The organism is Streptomyces sp. NPDC051684, from assembly GCF_044453445.1.
Lineage (GTDB): Bacteria > Actinomycetota > Actinomycetes > Streptomycetales > Streptomycetaceae > Streptomyces.
In genome coordinates this window covers 177,407-195,420 of record NZ_JBITCS010000017.1, presented here as the reverse complement: position 1 = coordinate 195,420, position 18,014 = coordinate 177,407, and the positions used below count along the sequence as shown (strand labels likewise).

Sequence of the window (18,014 nt, the reverse complement as noted above, 5' to 3'; positions counted from 1 at the left end):
TCCGCGTCGCCTCCCTCCTCCGCCTTGCGATCGCACGCACCAGGCCCCGCTCCCTGATCCGGCCTGATCCAAACGACAAGCCCTAGACCAGTTCCTCCTCCAGCCCGTGCGCCGCGTTTCGCAGTGCCGTGACCAGGGGCTCCAGGCGCCGGGGTGCGTAGCGCACGCTGGGCATCGAGACGGAGAGGCCGGCCACGGCGGCGCCGGACGCCTCGCGCACGGGGACGCCGACGGCGATCAGGCCGCGCTCGGAGCGTTCCTTGTTGACGGCGAACCCGTTGCGCCGCAGTCGCTTCAGCTCCGTGCGCAGCGCGTCGAGGTCCGGTCGTTCGGCGACGCGGTCGCGGTAGCGCTCGGCGTCGTACACCTCGTCGAGCTCGGTGTCGGGGAGTTCGGCGAGCAGCAACAGGCCCGCTGTGGTGCGGTGCGCCGGGAAGACCATGCCCTCCCGCGATCCGACCCGCAGGGCCTGCCGGGATTCGACGCTGGCGATGAAGCGGGCGGTGTCGCCGGTGAGCACGGTGAGGTTCGCGGTCTCGTCGAGCAGGCCGACGAGCCGGTGCAGATGCGGGAGCGCCGTCTCACGCAGCCGGGAGACCAGCGACTGGGAGTGCGCGGCGAGTTCGAGCACGGGGCCCGCGCGGTAGAGCCGGTCCTCGTCCTGCACGGCGAAGTCGCGGTAGACGAGCATGGCCAGGAGCCGGTGGGCGCTGGAGCGGGCGATGACGAGCCGGTCGGCGATCTGCGAGACGGTGGCGCCGCCCTCCATCTGCAGAATGGTCGCCGCCCGCAGCGCGTGGTCGACGCTGGCGATGGGGTAGGGCGGCGGGGTCTTGAGCGGCTTGTCCATGCGGTGACTGTAACGCTGCCGCGCCGCGAGTTCTGCTCTCCAGAACCTGTATGTCTTCGGACCAGACTGCTCGCATGCTGAGGCTGTGACCGAAGATCACAGGTCCGGATGCTTCGTCGCCACGTGGTAGTACCCCGAGTGGAACACCAGCGGGGTGCCGCCGCCGGCCTCGTACTGCTCGACCTCGCCGAGGAAGACGATGTGGTCGCCGGCGTCCAGGCGCTGGACGGTGCGGCACTGGAAGCGGGCGACGGCGCCGTCCAGGAGGGGAGTGCCGGCGATGCCGGGAGTGGTCGGGGTGCCGCGGAACTTGTCGTCGGCGGGCGTGGCGAACTGGCGGGAGAGATGGTGCTGGTCGGCGGCCAGTACGTGCACGGCGAAGTGCGAGGCGTCGGTGAAGTCCGGGAGGCTCGGGGCGTTCTTGCCGGGGCACCACAGGACGAGGGGCGGGTCCATGGAGACGGACGTGAAGGAGTTCGCGGTCATGCCGACGTTGCGGCCGTCGGGGGCGCGGGCCGTCACCACGGTCACGCCGGTGGCGTACTGGCCCAGCGCGCGGCGCAGTTCGCGGCCGTCGAAGCGGGCGGCGTGCTGGGCGCGCTTCTCGGCGAGGAAGCGGTGCGCCTCGGCTTCCTCGAACCACCAGCGGTAGAGGGTGCGCGGGTCGTCGAACCCGGCGGCGAGGGCGCTCGCGACCGAAGGCACTTCGGCTGCCGCGGACAGGATCTCGCGATGGTGCGGGCTCAGTTCGGCCAGGAGGGAATTCGTCCAGCCGACCGCCCATTGGGCCCAGCCGCGCCAGAAGTTGTCGAACGTGCGCTGCATCCACTGCGGCGTGAACTCGGCCTCGCCGTGGCGGAGGATGCTGTCGAGGTAGTGGGCCGCGGCCTGGGCCGCGTTGTTCGAACCCTGGCCGGTGATCGGGTCGTTGAGGACGACGGCGTCGGCCATGCCGAGGACGTGCCGGCCGGAGGCCAGTCGGGCGACGGGGTGGCGGACGGTCGGGGTGACCCGGCCGCGCAACACGCCGCCGCTGTCCGTGAGTTGAGTGTGCCGACACCGCTCGTACTCGTCGGGGAAGAAGCGGTGGAGGATGTCCAGGGAGCGAGTGAGGTGGGCCTCGGGGGTGTGGACGTCGTCCCAGCAGTCCATCGGGCCGCCGGGGACACCCTCGAACACCATGATCTCGCAGGGCCCTGTGGTGGTCAGCGCGGGGAAGGAGAAGAACTCGCCGACACCGGGGACCATCCGGTAGTGGACGGCGGCCTCCCCCTCCCGCGGCGCCGCTCCCGTGACATACGTCAGAGCCAGCGCGCGGCGCGGCCGGTCGTACGGGGAGAGTTCGGCGTTGCGCGGGAAGAGGCTGCTCAGCTCGCCCTTGCCGGTGGAGACCACGACGAGATCGTGCGTGCGGGCGTACCACTCGAGGTCGTTGACGCCGGCCTCGTGCAGCACGATCTCGCCGCGGCCGCCCTGCGCGAACTGCTCCATCCAGGCAGCACACTTGAGCCGCTGGTCGACGGAGTGGGCCGGACCCTCCAGCGGCGCGCGCCAGGAGACCTCCGGAGTGCCGTGCGGACCGACGAGAGAGAGCGCGATGCCGGTGATGTCCGGCGCCCGGTCCGCCCAGTGGTGCAGGCCGAGTTCGCGCTCGCTCTGCAACGCGGTGTCGAACATGCACTGGCTGGACATGACCGGCCCGCGACGAATGTCGTCGGGGCCCCGGTCGCTGACCAGGGTGACGTCGTAGCCGTGCGTCTGGAGTCCCAGGGCGAGTTGAGCACCCGCCTGCCCGGCGCCGATCACCGCGATCCTTCTCATGGTCCCGCTGTCCTGCTCTCGTTGCGTACGTACCGCCGGCGCGTGGCCAGGCTGGTGGTGACTGACGCCACCAGCCCTGATGACATGTCAGGAACTGACTTCGGTCAGGTAGTTCTTCGCCGCTTCCGGGTCCATGAACCAGTGGAAGAAGTCGCGCGGGTCGTCGAAGCCGTTGACGAATCGGGCGGCGACACGGGAGTTGGCGCTCGCCGCGCCGAAGAGCTCCAGGACGTGCTGCGGCGGGGCTCCGAGCATCGCGTTGGTCCAGGCCGTGGCGGACTGCGCGTTGTCCCAGAAGCGGCCGAAGGCCAGCTCCATGAACGCGGCGTCGTACGGGCCCTCGCCGTGGTCCAGGATGGTGGCGAGGTAGGAGGCCGCGCACTTCGAGGCGTTGTTGGAACCCTGTCCCGTGACCGGGTCGTTGAGGACGACGACGTCGGCGAGGCCGAGCACCTGGGCGCCCGAGGGCAGCGTGGCGACGGGCTTGCGGACGGTCGGCGCGAAGCGGCCCGCGAGGGTGCCGTTCTGGTCGGTGAGCGCGATGTCGGTGCAGCGCTCGGCCTCCCACGGAACGTACGTCCGCAGCAGCTCCTGGAACTTCGCCAGCTGCTGGTCGGGGGTGAGTTCGTCGAAGCAGTCGAGCGGGCCGCCCGGGATGCCCTCGAAGAACATGATGTCGCAGGGGCCGCTGGTGGTGAGGCTGGGCATGGTGAAGTACTCGCCCATGCCCGGGATGACGTTGAAGCTGACGCCGGTGCGGTGGGGCAGCGGCGCCATGCCGGTGACGTACGCCAGGGCCAGCGCGCGCTGCGGAGCGTCGTACGGGGAGCGCTGGGCGTCCCGCTCGAACAGCCCGGCGATCTCGCCCTTGCCGGCCGCGACGACGACCAGGTCGGACTCGGCGGCATAGCGCTCCAGGTCCTCGATGCCCGCCTCGTGGATGACCAGTCGGCCGCCGCTGCGCGCGAACTCGCCCATCCAGATCGGCATCTTGACGCGCTGGTCGACGGAGCGGGCGGTGGCGTCGAGGCGGGCGTCGAAGGACAGCGCCCGGTCGCCCTGGCCGTCGGCGATGTTCACGCCGAGCCCGGCGATCGGCGGGCAGGCGTCGCCCCAGAAGTCGAGGCCGAGGTCGCGCTCGTGAGCCAGCGCGGTGCCGAACATGGCCTGGCTGGACATGACCCGGCCCTCCCGGATCTGGTCTCCGGTGCGGTTGGACACGATGGTGACGTCGAAACCGTGGCCGAGCAGACCGATGCCGAGCTGGAGACCGGCCTGGCCGGCTCCGACGATGGTGATCTTGCGCATGGGGGGATCTCCGGGGGTTGGTTCGTGCGGGGACGATATGGCTGCCTGCCGAAGGGGAGTCGGCGAGCAGCCGGGAAAGCCGTGGCATCCATGGGACCGGGGGAAGGGTTCCCGGCGCCGGGCTGGTCAAAGGTGGCGCGGCCGCCTCAATGAGCCGGAGCGGCGAAGGCGCGGGCACGGCGACGCGCGAGGGTACGGACTCGGCGCTTGTGTCCGCGCCGGTCGACCGTCGCGCGCGCGGCGCGCATGCGATCGGCTGCCCGCTGGGCTCGGCTGCGCTCCGGTGTCGAGCGAGCAGCGGCCCGGCACTCCCTGCATGACTGGTTCCCTGGCTTCTTCTGGGGGTTGGGGACCAACCTTGGTATGGGAAGATCATCTTCGCTATCCGCATCACGCGGATCGCTGTCCTGATCGCGCACCTCGGCGGTGGAGGTTCACATGCCCGCTGAAGAGCCTCCGCTCGCAGACCACCAGCGGTTTCACACATCGGACATCTGGGAGGCGCGGGCCGAGGTCGGCCGGGCCTTCTGTCCGCATGAGCTGCGCATCACGCAGCGCTCGGCGACGCTCGACGCCCGGTTGCACGGCACATCCTTCGACCGGACGGGTCTGTACTACCTCGATTACGGAACAGAGGTCCGGATCACGCCGGGCGACCTGGAGAGCTTCTTCCTCGTCCAGATCCCGCTCGCCGGCCACGCCGAAATCACCTGCGGCCGCGAGGAGATCATCTCCTCGCCCGAACTCGCCTCCGTCCCTTCCCCGGACGGAAAGCTGGACATGCGCTGGGGTGCGGGCAACCCGCAGCTCATCGTGTGGTTCGACCGGGCGTCCCTGGAATCGCACCTCGGCAGTCTGCTGGGGCGCACCGTGCGCCGCCCGATCTCGTTCTCGCTCGGCATGGACCTCACCGCACCGGACTCCCGCTCCTGGCTCAACATCGTCGACCTCGTGCGCCGGGAGGCGGAGGGGCCGGACGGCATGACGACCCGGCCGGTCGTGGCAAAACAGCTCGAATCGCTCCTCATGACCCAGCTGTTGATGGCTCAGCCCAGCAACTACACACCGGCGCTGCTCGGCGAGCAGCCGCGCGTCGCGCCGCCCGCGGTGCGCCGGGCCATGGAGACCATCGAGGCGCATGCCGCCGAGCCGCTCACGGTCGCCGAGATCGCGGAATGCGTCGGCGTGGGGGTGCGGGCCCTCCAGGACGGCTTCCGCCGGCACCTCGACACGACACCGCTCGCGTACCTGCGCGAGGTGCGCCTGGACCGTGTCCGCAAGGAGTTGCTGAGCTGCGACCCGGGTGTCACGACCGTCACCGCCGTCGCAGCGCGCTGGGGCTTCTTGCACACGGGCCGCTTCTCGCTCGCGTACCGGCAGCAGTTCGGGGAGTCACCGTCACAGACGCTGCGGTCCTAGGGAGCCTCAGGGAGCTATGGGGGCATAGGGCGCTAGGGCCTGTCGTTTGGATCAGGCCGGGCTCGCGGGGCCTGGCACGCACGCTCGCGGCGTTGTCGTCGGTCGACGACGCTCCGCGTCGCCTCCCTCCTCCGCCTTGCGATCGCACGCACCAGGCCCCGCTCCCTGATCCGGCCTGATCCAAACGACAAGCCCTAGGAGTTGCTCCATCCGGCAGTGCGGGAATACGAGTCCACCAGGTCCACCACGAAGACCAGGGTCGAGCCCACCGGGATCAGCGGTGAGGGCGACTGACTGCCGTAGCCGAGACGTGGCGGAACGATGATCTCGCGGCGGCCGCCGACCTTCATCCCGCGCACCCCTCGGTCCCATCCCTTGATGACCCTGCCGCTGCCCAGGGCGAACTTGAACGGCTCACCCCGGTCCCAGGAGGCGTCGAACTCCTTCCCGGACGCGAAGGTCACCCCGATATAGTGGACCCTGACCACCATGCCCGGCTTTACCTCGGGCCCGTCCCCGACGACCAGATCCCGAACGGTCAACTCGGTGGGAGCGTCGCCCTCCGGAACCTCGACCGCGGGCTTCGTCGGTTCACTCATCGCAGCCTCACTACTCTCCGTCGGAGGCCCTGGCACGGACCAGCCGATCGCATGGCCATTCCATGCGGCAGATGGTCACGCTACCGAGGACGCGGATCCGCGGAGCGCTCAGAGGTGCCCGTCCAGGAACGTCCTTACCTCGGCGCTGGTCATCGGCCCCGTGCCGTGCGCCACGGCCTCGCCCTCCTTCAGCAGGACGTAGGACGGGGCTCCGGTGATCCCGTATCGCTCCGTCGCGGCCGGACAGCGCGTGATGTCGGCGCGGACGGCCGTCAGGCGCCCCGAGCAGTCCTCCGCGATGCCACCCACGACGAGGTCCATCAACCGGCAGGGCTCGATCGCCTTGGGCCACGTCCCGATGAAGTACGCGAGGACCGGAACGCCGCTCATCTTGAGGATGAAATCGAACTCCGCGTCCTCACGGGGTCGGTGCACCCGCTGCGCCATGGAAAGCTCCTGACCTTACGTTTCGTCATTGCGTCGCCATCATCCCCCGGACGCGTCAGCCGCCCCGCAGACCGACCGCCAGCGTCAGTTCGAGGACCCGGTGCGGCGACGCCAGATCCGGGAACAGCTGCCGCAGCTGCGACATCCGGTAGCGAACCGTCTGGGGATGGACGAACAGCGCCGCCGCCGCCTCGTTCCGCCGGCCCTGGTGCAGCAGCCACTCCCGCAGCGTCTCCTCAAGACGCCGGGCGGTCGCCGCGGGCAAGGTGCGCAACGGTGCGAGGGCTCGGACACGCAGGTCCGCGTACGCGTCCGCGTCGGCGCTCAGCACCAGCTCGGGCAGGTGGTCCTCGGTGTCGCGGATGTCGGGGGAGAGGGATCGGGCGCGTACCGCTCGTGCGTACGAGGCGGACGCACGGGTCCACGGCCGGGCCGGGCCGACCACGGCGGTGCGGTCGGTGAGCTGCCGCAGCAGACGTGATCGGTCGGCATCGGGGACGAGCAGGACACCGGTGGCGTCCGGCAGATCGTCGAGGACGAGCGTGCTCGGGTCCAGCACGCGGTAGGCGGGCCGCGCCTGGGCGGCGGGGAGCAGGACCGCGGTCAGTGAAACCGGAGGCTGCCACCCGGCCCGTTGAGCGGACGCCAGCAGCAGGTCCGGGCTCGCGTCGGCGAGCAGGTCGCGGGCCAGGTGCTCCAGGTGGAGTTCGTGCGCCCTGCCCCGGGCGGCCAGTTCGTCGGCATGGCCCGCGGCGCTCGCGGCGGAGAGCTCGTCGATGTAGGCGAAGGTCAGCTCGGCGAACTTGGCGACCTCGGCGGCGGGCAGGCCCGCGGGTACGGCACCCTCCGCCAGGCATCGCCAGGCCACTCGGGCGCCGACGCGGTAGGCGCCGAGCAGGGCGTCCATCGAACGGCCGTCGCGCACCTCGCCGCGGCCCAGCTCGTAGGCCGCGTCGCCGGCGTCGCCGCCGGTGGCGTTCCCGCTCGCGAGGTCCAGGTAGTGCCCCAGGGCAGTGCGTACGGCCCGGCGGATGGTGCCGCCCATGCGGCCCGAAAGGGCGTTGGCGTAGGGAGGGACCTCGTCGATGATCGCCTGGACGACTTCGTCGGCGGTGGTCTTCAGGGTGGCCCGCAGCGCGGTGACCGTCGTCTCGTCCAGGGCCAGCTCGCTGGCCCTTCGTATGGCGTGGCTCACGTGTTTGTTCCCCGCGAACAATTCAGTCGACCAGATTTACGTCCTGCGGTCAGGACTTTACGCCTTGAGGGGCAGCAGGCTGTAGCCATGACGAGTACAGCCCTCCGCAGCAGGGCGTGGAAACTGCTGGAGATGGTCACGACGCCGCTGGTGCCGTCGGACTACCTCGACCTGGTCAGCCCGCTGCGTGCGGGCGCCGACCTGCGTGGGCGCATCGAGGCCGTGCATCCCGAGACGGGTGACGCCGCGACCGTCGTGATCAGGCCGGGACGGGGCTGGCGCGGCCACACCGCCGGCCAGTACGTGCGGATCGGGGTCGACGTCGACGGGGTGCGCCTGTGGCGCGCCTACTCCCTCACCTCGCCGACGGACCGCAAGGACGGCCGCGTCACGATCACCGTCAAGGCCATCCCGGACGGCAAGGTCAGCAACCACCTGGTCCGCAGAGCGACACCGGGCACACTGGTCCAACTCGACCAGCCGACCGGTGACTTCGTGCTGCCGCGGGCCAAGCCCGCCAAGGTGCTCCACCTGACGGCCGGCAGCGGCATCACGCCCGTGATGGGCATGCTGCGCGACACCGCGTTCGACGACGTCGTCATGATCCACTGCGCGCCGCGGCCGCAGGACGTGATCTTCCGCGACGAACTGCACGACCTGGCCGCGGACAAGAAGCTGCGGCTCACCGAGGTGCACACCGACACGGACGGCATGCTCGACATCGCCCGTCTCGACGAACTCGTGCCCGACTGGGCCGAGCGCGAGACCTGGGCCTGCGGGCCCGCGGGCCTGCTCGACGCCGCCGAGCAGCACTGGGCCGCGCACGGCATCGCCGAGCGCCTGCACACCGAACGCTTCCGTCCCAGCGTCGTCGTTGCGGGCGACGGCGGCGAGGTCACGTTCAGCACCACCGGCAGGACCGTCGACGCGGACGGCGCCACGCCGCTGTTGGACATCGGCGAGGAGGCCGGCGTGCTCATGCCCTTCGGCTGCCGTATGGGCATCTGCTTCGGCTGCGTCTCGCCGCTCAAGTCGGGCGCCGTACGCGACCTGCGCACCGGCGAGATCACCGAGGCCGAGCCGGGCGTCCTCATCCAGACCTGCGTGTCCGCCGCGGCGGGCCCCTGCGACATCGAACGGTAGGAGTACCGTGACCGCCATCGACCCCACCGCCCATCTGACCGCGGAGCAGATCGAGGAGCTCGGCCGCGAGCTGGACGCGATCCGCGACGAGGTGATCGCCGGCCGCGGCGAGAAGGACGCCGCCTACATCCGCAAGGTCATCTCGGCGCAGCGCAAGCTCGAGCTGGTCAGCCGGGGTGTGCTGCTGTTCTCGATCTTCCCGCCCGCGTGGCTGCTCGGCACCGCGGGTCTGTCCGTGGCGAAGATCATGGACAACATGGAGATCGGCCACAACATCCTGCACGGCCAGTGGGACTGGATGCGGGACCCGAAGATCCACTCCACCACCTGGGAGTGGGACCACGTCTCGCCGTCCGACCAGTGGAAGCACTCGCACAACGAGCTGCACCACACGTACACCAACGTGATCGGCAAGGACAACGACCTCGGCTACGGCATCATGCGCGTCGACGAGGACCAGAAGTGGCACCCCTTCCACCTCGGCCAGCCGCTGTGGAACTTCATCAACGCCTGCTTCTTCGAGTACGGCATCGCGGCGTACGACCTGGAGCTCGGCAAGAACCTCAGCAAGCGCCGCCGCAAGAACCCGGAGTTCCGCGCGCGGGCGAAGGCCGTGGGCCGCAAGATCCGCAAGCAGGTGCTCAAGGACTACGTGATCCACCCGCTGCTGTCCGGCCCGTCGTTCCTCCCCACCCTCGCCGCCACGTTCACGGCGAACCTGGTCCGCAACATCTGGTCCCACTCGGTGATCATGTGCGGGCACTTCCCCGAGGGCGTACAGGTCTTCGAGCGCCGGTCGATCAACGGCGAGACGCGCGGCCAGTGGTACCTGCGCCAGATGATGGGCTCCGCGAACATCAGCGGCAGCAAGGCCATGCACTTCATGACCGGCAACCTCTCCCACCAGGTCGAGCACCACCTGTTCCCGGACCTGCCGAGCAACCGGTACGCCGAGGTCGCGGTGAAGGTGCGCGCGCTGTTCGAGAAGTACGAGCTGGAGTACGTCACCGGACCGCTGCCCAAGCAGGTGTTCTCCGCGTGGCACAAGGTCTTCCGACTCTCGCTGCCCAACAAGAAGCCCAAGGTCGAGGTCAAGACGCCGGACCGCGAGAAGGAGTTGGTCGCGGCCTGACTCGCGGTACGGGGTCGGATCCCGGGCCGGTGCCCAAGATCGGAAGAAGTTGGCGTGAATTGGACGCACGTTACCTATCGGTATGCATCGACTTGATTGACGATCAACAGTAGAACTCGTTCCCATTCCGTCGAGAGTGAGGAACGTACGATGACCGACTCAACCCGTCCTGAAGTGGCACGTAACGGGATCTCCCGCCGAGGCTTCCTCGCGGGAACAGGTTCTCTTCTCGGCGCCGTGGCCCTCAGCGGTCACGCCGCCGCGGCCGTCGCTCCCGTCGCCGACGGGGCGCACCTGCCCGCCCTCGTCATCGGCACCGGGTACGGCGGCTCCGTGGCCGCGCTCCGGCTCGCCGAGGCCGGCGTCGACGTGCGGATGGTGGAGATGGGCATGGCCTGGGACACCCCGGGATCCGACGGCAAGGTCTTCGCCAACACCACCACACCCGACAAGAGATCCTTCTGGCTGAGATCCAGAACGAAGCAGCCCCTGAGCAACTTCCTCGGCTTCCCGATCGACAAGGGCATCCCGAAGTACACCGGGATCCTGGACGCCGAGGACTTCGCCGGCATCACCGTCTACCAGGGCCGCGGCGTCGGCGGCGGCTCGCTGGTCAACGGTGGCATGGCGGTGACGCCCAAGCGGGAGAACTTCGCGGCGATCCTGCCGTCCGTGGACGCTGGCGAGATGTATGGCACGTACTACCCCCGCGCCAACGCCGGGCTCGGCGTCGCCACCATCGACCCGAACTGGTTCGAGTCCGCCGAGTGCTACCAGTACGCGCGCGTCGGCCGTAAGCACGCCCAGCGTTCGGGCTTCCCGTTCGTGTTCGTCCCCGACGTGTACGACTGGGACTACATGAAGCAGGAGGCCGCGGGGACGGTGCCGAAGTCGGCGCTCGCGGGGGAGATCCTCTACGGCAACAACTACGGCAAGAAGTCACTGCAGAAGACCTACCTCGCGCGGGCCGCGGCCACCGGGAAGGTCACCATCACCCCGCTGCACAAGGTCACGTCGGTCGCCCCGGCGGCCGGCGGCGGCTACACCGTGCGCATGGACCAGCTCGACACCGCCGGCGCCGTCACGGCCACCAAGGAAGTCACCGCAGACCGGGTCTTCTTCGCCGCGGGCAGCGTCGGCACCAGCAAGCTCCTCACCCGACTCAAGGCGACCGGCGCCCTCCCCGCGCTCAACGGTGAGATCGGCAAGGGCTGGGGCGACAACGGCAACGTCATGTGCGGGCGCGCCAACCACCTGTGGGACTCGACCGGTTCGCTCCAGGCGTCGATCCCCACCGGCGGCATCGACAACTGGGCCGCGGGCGGTGCGTTCGCCGAGGTCGCGCCGCTGCCGACCGGCATCGAGACGTACGCGTCGTTCTACCTGTCCATCACGAAGACCCCGCAGCGCGCCGCGTTCACGTACAACCCGACGACCGGCGGGGTCGACCTGAGCTGGCAGCGGGCCTGGAAGCAGACGTCGATCGACGCGGCCAAGACCATCTTCGACAAGATCAACGCGAAGGAGGGCACGATCTACCGCACCGACCTGTTCGGTACGTACAAGATCTGGGGCGACCACCTCACGTACCACCCGTTGGGCGGAGCCGTACTGAACAAGGCGACCGACAACTACGGCCGTCTGCACGGGTATACGGGCCTCTACGTCATCGACGGCGCGCTGATTCCGGGCAACACCAGCGTCAACCCGTTCGTGACCATCACGGCGCTCGCCGAGCGCAATATCGCCAAGATCGTCGCCGCTGACCTGTGACGGCCGCGACGCCCTGCCCAAGTCGCGGCCGCCAGGCAGTGGTTCACGGCTTGGGCAGAGCGCACACCGCGTCGAGGCCCAACACGTGGTTGAGTCGTCCGAAGGCCAGCCAGGAGCCGATGGCCATGCTCAGCTCCACGATCTCGGCCTGGCTGTAGTGGGCGGTCATCCGCTTCCAGAACTCCTCGTCCAGGCCGTGGTGGTCGACGGCGTAGCGCTCCGCGTACTCGGCCGCGAGCCGGGTCCGCTCGTCGAAGGCGTCGGTCTCACGCCAGTCCTCGACGGCGTCGATGAACGACTCCTCGACCTTCTCGCCGTCCCGCTCGGTGCGCCAGTCCAGGCAGAACAGGCACCCGTTGATCTGCGCGATCCGCAGCCGCGCGGCCTCGAACTCCCGCAGCCCCAGGGTCGAGTGGTCGTACACGGCCATGGAGAACTGCGCCGCCGCGGGCCCGATGCCGGGCACCATCTCGCCCCACACGTACGGGATGGGTTCCTGGCCGTCAGGCATGTCGATCCTCATGGCTGCCTCCCTCATGGCTGCTTCCTTCCGAGCCGGCCGGCGGCGGGGGTCACGGGCACGTCGAGCGCGTCGTAGAGTCCGGGCGGCGCGGACACGAGCCAGTCGATCGCGCCGACGAGGCGCCCGACGGCGGTCGCGTTGCCGCCCGCCGCATGGTTGCCGCCCTCGTCGGTGGCCTGGACGGTGACCTCGATGCGCGGGCGGCCCTCGACGATCACCCGGTGCGCGCCGGCCCCGCCACCGGGCGGCAGCGGCCAGTCGGGCGCACAGGACGGATGGATCCGCGTCACATGCTCGACGACGATCCGCACCTCGCTGTCCACGACGCCCTGCACCTCGAAGCGGACCGCGCCCTGGGTGCCCGCGGCGAAGTCGCCCATGGCTGCCGTCGTGACGTCGCTGTCCAGAGCCCGGCGCTCCAACGTCTCTCGAATCTCGTCGAGTTCGACCCCGAGCGCCCGTGCCATCAGCCTCAGCTGCCCGCCCCACACCATCGTCGGTACGGACTCCGCCAGTATCAGCGGCTCGTACTCCATGGGATGGCCCATGCCGACGAGATGGCGAACCGAGTCCTCCTGGTCGTACGTCGAGTAGTCGAAGATCTCCTGGCAGCGCAGCACGTCGACGCGGGTGCCGAGACCGCTGACCAGCAGGGGCAGCACGTCGTTGGCCCAGCCGGGGTCGACGCCGGACACGAACAGCGAGCCGCCGCCCTCCGCGATGGCCGCGCGCACCGGATCGGTGAACTCGGGCGGTGCGCTGCGGTGGTCGTAGAGCGGATAGAGGGCCGGGGAGACGACGACGGCGCCGGCGCGCAGGGCGCGGCAGATGTCGTCGAGGGCCTCGTCGGGGCGCAGCTCGCCGGAGGCCGCGTAGAAGACGGCGCCGGGCCGGGCCGCGAGCACCGCGTCGACGTTCGTCGTCGCGGCGAGACCGAGGGCGTGGTCACAACCGGCCAGGTCGCCCGCGTCGCGGCCGTCCTTGGCGGGGTCGTGCACGAGCACGCCGCAGAGTTCGAGCCCGGGGTGGGCGTCGACGGCTCGGATCGCCGCGCGTCCCACGTTCCCGGTGCCCCAGACCACCGTGGAAGTCATGCGCCGGAGCGTAACCTGACGTGCTGTCAGTTCATAGAGTGAGCGCGTGTGTTGTCGCTTCGCTGCGACCAGGTCCTGCTCGGTGTGGCCGCGCTCGAACAGCACCGCGGGCACCAGTGGCGGGACCGGGCGGACGCGGCCCGCGAGATCGACGGTGTCGGCCGCCCGTCGGGTTGGTGACGGCGGACGGCCCGCGCGTGATCGACTTCGGGATCGCGTGTCGCCCGAGCGGGTGCGTTGCCTGCGGCGGCCGCATCGCCTTTGAGGGGTCAGTTCGTGAGCCAACCGGGGCTGATCATGCGGTACTCGTAGGCCATGACCACGACCTGCGACCTGTCCCGAGCGCCGAGTTTGGCCATGATGCGGCTGACGTGGGTCTTCGCGGTCAGTGGCGAGACCACCAGTTGTGCGGCGATTTCGTCGTTGGTGCGTCCGGCGGCGATCAGCTGCATGACTTCGCGTTCGCGGCTGGTCAGCGCGTCGAGGCGCTGGTCGGGCTCCCGGGAGCTGTCCGGGCGGCTGGCGAATTCGGCGATGAGCCGGCGGGTGACGGAGGGGCTGATGAGCGCGTCGCCTCGTACGGCGACACGCACCGCGTGCAGGAGTTCCGCCGGTTCGGTGTCCTTGACGAGGAAGCCCGTGGCACCGGCGCGCAGGGCCCCGTACACGTACTCGTCGAGGTCGAAGGTCGTCAGCATGACGACCTTCACCGCCGCCAGTTCCTTGTCGGTGGTGATGCGGCGAGCCGCTTCGAGCCCGTCCATGACGGGCATGCGGATGTCCATCAGCACCACGTCGGGGCGCAGTTCACGGCAGGCGGCGAGAGCGGCCTGCCCGTCGGCTGCCTCGGCGACGACGTGCAGGTCGTCCTCGTCGTCGAGGATGCCGCGGATCCCGGCGCGCACGAGGCGCTGGTCATCCGCCAGCAGGATCCTGATCATCAGCTGCTCCGCCGATCGGTTCTTGGTGGTCTGAGAACGGTAGCCGGGCCCGGACCGTGAAGCCGCCCGCACTGGCGGGCTCGGCGCTCAGCGTTCCGCCCAGTGTGCGGGCCCGTTCCGTCATGCCCGCGATCCCGCTGCCGTCCTCGTTTCTGGAGGGGGCCGCACCGTGCCCGTCGTCCTGGACGCTGAGCGTCAGTTCCCGCTCGCCGTGGTGGATCCGGACGACGACGTGCCGGGCGCCGCTGTGCTTGACCGCGTTTGTCAGTGCTTCCTGGACGATGCGATAGGCGGCGAGGTCCACCGATGCCGGTAGCGGCGAGGCCGTTCCGCTCTGCTGGATGCGTACGTCCAGACCCGCTCGGGCGGTCGAGGAGACCAGCTCGTCGATGTCGGACAGGCCCGGCGATGGAGCAGTGGGAGCCTCTTCGTCGACCTGGCGCAGTACGCCGAGGGTGGTGCGCAGCTCCCGCAGGCCCTCCTTGCTGCCCTGCTTGATGGCGGTCAGTGCCTCCTGTGCCTGAGTGGGGTCCTTGTGCAGCCGGTGCAGGGCGGACGACGCCTGCACGTGGATCATCGACATGTTGTGGCCGATCACGTCGTGCAGTTCTCGGGCGATGCGCAGCCGCTCCTGCGTGGCGAGCAGCCTCGCTTGTTCCTCGGCGTAGGCGACCCGGCTGTGGCGCATCGTCCCCAGTGCCACCACCGCGACCAGCCAGCCGGTCAGCATGAACACCGCTGTGCCGTTGACATCGCCGGTGCCGACCAGAACTCCCGCCCCCACGCCGATGACCATCACCGCCGCCATGGCGACCGATGCCTGGGTCCGTCCCTGGGCCGCCAGCGCGTACAGCGCGGCGACCGGGACCACGACGAGCGGGCCGTCGACCGTGCTCAGGAGGTAGTAGACGCCTGTGCCGATCACCGTGAACCAGCCGACGGCCACCGGGTGGCGGCGGCGCAGAGGCAGCGCCGCGCACACCGCCGCCGCCAGGAGCCATGAGCCGATCACTGATGCGGTCGCGTCCCGGTTCGAGCCCAGCCGCTGCCCCTCGGCCACCCCTGTCAGCACCAGCACGATCCCGGCGAGCGCCATGTCGGCGCGTGGCCCGCTCGGCAGGCGCAGGCGCGTGACATCGAGGTGTGGCATGGCTTCATTCTGCCTGCTGCATGATCCGGACCAGGGGTGTATGTCCGCATTTGCGTCGCGATTGCGTGCTGGAGAGGTACGCGGCGGCCGCGCCGTACATCTGCTGGTGTACGGCGCGGCCGCCGCCTCCTGCCGCTGGTGCAGGCCGAGTGTCAGCCCTGGGCCGACGCCCGCGCCCTGGGTTCACGAGCACGATCGAGGGCATGTCGTCGTCACTCACCCTCACCCGGATCAGTGCTGCCTTCGTCGGCGCCCTGGTGGGTGCCGCTGCCGGAATTCTGCTGGTCACCGCTGTCGGAACGTTCTCGATCACGGTCAGTGGCGTGTTCGCCGGGCTGGCGCTCGGCGTGCCCGCTCTGGCCGGAGCGGTCGTGGGCGCGGCGATGGTCACAGGCAACACTCGCTCGAGTTCGAGGTAGGCATCATGTCTTCCCCCCGCGGCTCTGCCGCGTCCCTCGCCCCGCCCGCACCACAGGGCACCGAACCGTCCGCGCCCGTCGGACGGTTCGGTGCCCTGGCCGACTGGGCGCAGCGTCATCGCTGGGCCGCCCTCCTGCTCTGGGTGGCCTTGGTGGCCGCCATCACGCTGGGCTCCAGCGCTGCCGGCTCCGCGTACCAGAACGACTTCTCGCTGCCGGGCACCGATTCCCAGTCGGCCACCGACCTGTTCAAGAAGCACGGCAGTGACCAGGCAGGCGACAGTGTCGAGATCGTCTTCAAGGACACCGCGGGCATCAAGAGCGCCCAGGACAGCGTCGAGCCGATGCTGTCGAAGGTGAAGCATATGGCGGGGGTCGCCGACGTGCGCAGCCCTTTCACTGATGCCTCAGCGGTGTCCCATGACGGCACCATTGGCTACGCGTCCGTCACGCTGGACGGCAAGACCGAAGACGTCCCCAAGGAGGACGTCGCCAAGATCATCGACACGGCACAGAACATCGCCACCGAACACCTCCAGATCGAGGTGGGCGGCGAGGCCGCGCGCAACGCGGAGGACAAGGCAGGCCCGACCGCCGAACTCGCCGGGATCGTGGCCGCCCTGGTCATCCTCGTGCTGCTGTTCGGCTCACTGCTGGCGGCGTCACTGCCGCTCATCACCGCGCTGTTCGCTGTCGGCGGCGCCATCGGCCTGATCGCCCTGGCCTCACACATCTTCACCGTCGCCGATTTCACCCCGCCGATCCTGATGCTCGTGGGCCTCGGCGTCGGCGTCGACTACGCGCTGCTGATCTTCTACCGCTACCGCCACGAGCTCCTGGCCGGTGCCCAACCCGCGGGAGCCGGCCGCAAGGCCCTGGACTCCGCCGGCCGCACGGTCTTCTTCGCCGGCTGCACCGTCATCGTCGCCCTGCTGGGCCTGGTCGCCCTCGGGTTCGGCTCGCTACAGGGCATCGCCCTCGCGGTGGCCATCACCGTCCTGATCACCATGGCCGCGTCCCTGGTGCTGCTGCCCGCTCTTCTCGCATTGTTCGGAAGGCGCATCCAGCGCCATGTCCTCAAGCAGCAGGCCAAGGCCGTTGAGAAGGGGAGGACCGAAGGCAACGGCTGGCGCGCCATGGCACGCGCCGTGCAGCGACGCCCGATCCCGACCCTGCTGGTCGGAGTGATCGCCCTCCTGGCCCTGTCCGCACCGGCACTGGGCATGCGCCTGGGCTTCGCCGACTCCGGCAACGACCCCAAGGAGACCACCTCCCGACACGCCTACGACCTGCTCGCCGAGGGCTTCGGCCCCGGCTTCAACGGGCCGCTCATCGTCCTGGTCAAGGGCGATCAGGAAGCCGGCAAGGCCGTCCAGGCCAAGCTCGCCACCACCGCCGGCGTGGCCGAGGCCAGTCCCGCGATGCCCTCCGAGGACGGCACCCTGTCCACCGTCTTCGTCTACCCGACGACCTCACCACAGGCCGAGGGAACCGTGGACCTCGTACACCGTCTGCGCGACGACGTGACCCCGCCACTGGAACACAGCACCGGCGGCGAAGTACTGGTCGGCGGATCCACGGCCGCTTCCCAGGACGTCTCCGAAACACTCGCCGACCGACTGCCCCTGTTCGTCGCCGTCGTCGTGGGCGTCTCCTCGCTGCTGCTCCTGCTGGTCTTCCGGTCGATCTGGATTCCCGTCAAGGCCGCCATCCTGAACCTGCTGTCCATCTCCGCGGCCCTGGGCGTGATCACCCTGGTCTTCCAGCATGGCTGGTTCGGAGCACAGCCGGGCCCCATCGAAGCCTTCATCCCCGCGCTGATCTTCGCGATCGTCTTCGGTCTTTCCATGGACTACGAGGTCTTCCTCATCTCCCGCATCCACGAAGAATGGACCCGCACCAAAGACCCTGCGCAATCCGTACGCGAAGGGCTCGCCTCCACCGGCAAGGTCATCACCGCTGCCGCGGCCATCATGATGTTCGTCTTCGGGGCGTTCGTCCTCAGCACCGACCGCATGCTCCAGCAGTTCGGACTCGGCCTGGCCGTCGCCATCCTGCTGGACGCCGTGGTCATCCGATGCCTCATCGTCCCTGCCGTCATGCAGATGCTCGGCAAATGGGCCTGGTGGCTTCCTGCCCCACTGGCCCGAAGACTGCCCAAGGTCTCCATCGAACGCCCTGAGCAGAACTGACCGCGCCT

The 18,014-nt window shown here is 69.7% G+C and carries 17 protein-coding genes; 7 read left to right on the top strand and 10 right to left on the bottom strand.

Annotated elements, in window-relative coordinates; all coding sequences use genetic code 11:
• Positions 1-82: 82 nt before the first annotated feature.
• The 3 genes from ACIA8D_RS22045 to ACIA8D_RS22035 all read right to left on the bottom strand — a co-directional run bounded on the left by ACIA8D_RS22045 (position 83) and on the right by ACIA8D_RS22035 (position 3,979).
• Positions 83-850 (bottom strand): IclR family transcriptional regulator, encoded by a 768-nt coding sequence (locus ACIA8D_RS22045; RefSeq protein WP_399234598.1) that lies wholly within the window; start codon positions 848-850, stop codon positions 83-85.
• Between the two features lie 96 nt (positions 851-946).
• Positions 947-2,671: a styrene monooxygenase/indole monooxygenase family protein gene (locus tag ACIA8D_RS22040; protein ID WP_399234596.1), complete on the bottom strand. Its 1,725-nt coding sequence runs from the start codon at positions 2,669-2,671 to the stop codon at positions 947-949.
• 87 nt (positions 2,672-2,758) lie between these two features.
• The gene (locus tag ACIA8D_RS22035) at positions 2,759-3,979 is read right to left on the bottom strand and encodes a styrene monooxygenase/indole monooxygenase family protein (protein WP_399234594.1); all 1,221 of its coding nucleotides are present in this window, start codon (positions 3,977-3,979) and stop codon (positions 2,759-2,761) included.
• Positions 3,980-4,417: 438 nt separating this feature from the next.
• Between ACIA8D_RS22035 and ACIA8D_RS22030 the strand changes: the two genes are divergently transcribed.
• A complete protein-coding gene (locus tag ACIA8D_RS22030; protein WP_399234593.1) occupies positions 4,418-5,398 on the top strand; it encodes an AraC family transcriptional regulator in 981 nt (326 codons plus the stop codon).
• 194 nt (positions 5,399-5,592) lie between these two features.
• Here ACIA8D_RS22030 and ACIA8D_RS22025 read toward each other — a convergent pair whose 3' ends face one another.
• The 3 genes from ACIA8D_RS22025 to ACIA8D_RS22015 form a co-directional block, all read right to left on the bottom strand.
• A complete protein-coding gene (locus ACIA8D_RS22025; protein ID WP_399234591.1) occupies positions 5,593-5,997 on the bottom strand; it encodes an FKBP-type peptidyl-prolyl cis-trans isomerase in 405 nt (134 codons plus the stop codon).
• Positions 5,998-6,105: 108 nt separating this feature from the next.
• Complete coding sequence (locus ACIA8D_RS22020) at positions 6,106-6,444, bottom strand: thioredoxin family protein (protein WP_399234589.1); 339 nt, start codon at positions 6,442-6,444, stop codon at positions 6,106-6,108.
• A 55-nt stretch (positions 6,445-6,499) separates the two neighbouring features.
• Positions 6,500-7,639: a PucR family transcriptional regulator gene (locus ACIA8D_RS22015; RefSeq protein WP_399234588.1), complete on the bottom strand. Its 1,140-nt coding sequence runs from the start codon at positions 7,637-7,639 to the stop codon at positions 6,500-6,502.
• 87 nt (positions 7,640-7,726) lie between these two features.
• Here ACIA8D_RS22015 and ACIA8D_RS22010 point away from each other — a divergent pair, with 87 nt between their 5' ends.
• The 3 genes from ACIA8D_RS22010 (at position 7,727) to ACIA8D_RS22000 (ending at position 11,687) form a co-directional block, all read left to right on the top strand.
• A complete protein-coding gene (locus tag ACIA8D_RS22010; RefSeq protein WP_399234587.1) occupies positions 7,727-8,782 on the top strand; it encodes a ferredoxin reductase in 1,056 nt (351 codons plus the stop codon).
• Positions 8,783-8,789: 7 nt separating this feature from the next.
• Positions 8,790-9,914: a fatty acid desaturase family protein gene (locus tag ACIA8D_RS22005; RefSeq protein WP_399234586.1), complete on the top strand. Its 1,125-nt coding sequence runs from the start codon at positions 8,790-8,792 to the stop codon at positions 9,912-9,914.
• 150 nt (positions 9,915-10,064) lie between these two features.
• A complete protein-coding gene (locus ACIA8D_RS22000) occupies positions 10,065-11,687 on the top strand; it encodes a GMC oxidoreductase (RefSeq protein WP_399234584.1) in 1,623 nt (540 codons plus the stop codon).
• 43 nt (positions 11,688-11,730) lie between these two features.
• On the opposite strand, the gene ACIA8D_RS21995 is transcribed toward ACIA8D_RS22000, so the two are convergent.
• Together ACIA8D_RS21995 and ACIA8D_RS21990 are read right to left on the bottom strand one after the other, a co-directional pair.
• Entirely contained in the window at positions 11,731-12,210 is a 480-nt protein-coding gene (locus tag ACIA8D_RS21995; protein WP_399234582.1) for a carboxymuconolactone decarboxylase family protein, read from the bottom strand.
• Between the two features lie 11 nt (positions 12,211-12,221).
• Positions 12,222-13,304, bottom strand: coding sequence for a dihydrodipicolinate reductase (locus ACIA8D_RS21990; RefSeq protein WP_399234580.1), 1,083 nt, complete (start codon positions 13,302-13,304; stop codon positions 12,222-12,224).
• A 48-nt stretch (positions 13,305-13,352) separates the two neighbouring features.
• Here ACIA8D_RS21990 and ACIA8D_RS21985 point away from each other — a divergent pair, with 48 nt between their 5' ends.
• The gene (locus ACIA8D_RS21985; protein ID WP_399234578.1) at positions 13,353-13,484 is read left to right on the top strand and encodes a hypothetical protein; all 132 of its coding nucleotides are present in this window, start codon (positions 13,353-13,355) and stop codon (positions 13,482-13,484) included.
• Positions 13,485-13,573: 89 nt separating this feature from the next.
• On the opposite strand, the gene ACIA8D_RS21980 is transcribed toward ACIA8D_RS21985, so the two are convergent.
• Both ACIA8D_RS21980 and ACIA8D_RS21975 read right to left on the bottom strand, forming a co-directional pair.
• Positions 13,574-14,245 (bottom strand): response regulator, encoded by a 672-nt coding sequence (locus tag ACIA8D_RS21980; RefSeq protein WP_399234576.1) that lies wholly within the window; start codon positions 14,243-14,245, stop codon positions 13,574-13,576.
• Positions 14,220-15,395 carry a sensor histidine kinase gene (locus ACIA8D_RS21975; protein ID WP_399234575.1) on the bottom strand — a complete coding sequence of 392 codons (1,176 nt, stop codon included), beginning with the start codon at positions 15,393-15,395 and terminating at the stop codon, positions 14,220-14,222. Before ACIA8D_RS21975 ends, ACIA8D_RS21980 begins: the two co-directional genes overlap by 26 nt.
• A 203-nt stretch (positions 15,396-15,598) precedes the next feature.
• Here ACIA8D_RS21975 and ACIA8D_RS21970 point away from each other — a divergent pair, with 203 nt between their 5' ends.
• Together ACIA8D_RS21970 and ACIA8D_RS21965 are read left to right on the top strand one after the other, a co-directional pair.
• Entirely contained in the window at positions 15,599-15,814 is a 216-nt protein-coding gene (locus ACIA8D_RS21970; RefSeq protein WP_399234573.1) for a hypothetical protein, read from the top strand.
• A 5-nt stretch (positions 15,815-15,819) separates the two neighbouring features.
• The gene (locus tag ACIA8D_RS21965) at positions 15,820-18,006 is read left to right on the top strand and encodes an MMPL family transporter (protein WP_399234571.1); all 2,187 of its coding nucleotides are present in this window, start codon (positions 15,820-15,822) and stop codon (positions 18,004-18,006) included.
• Positions 18,007-18,014: the final 8 nt, after the last annotated feature.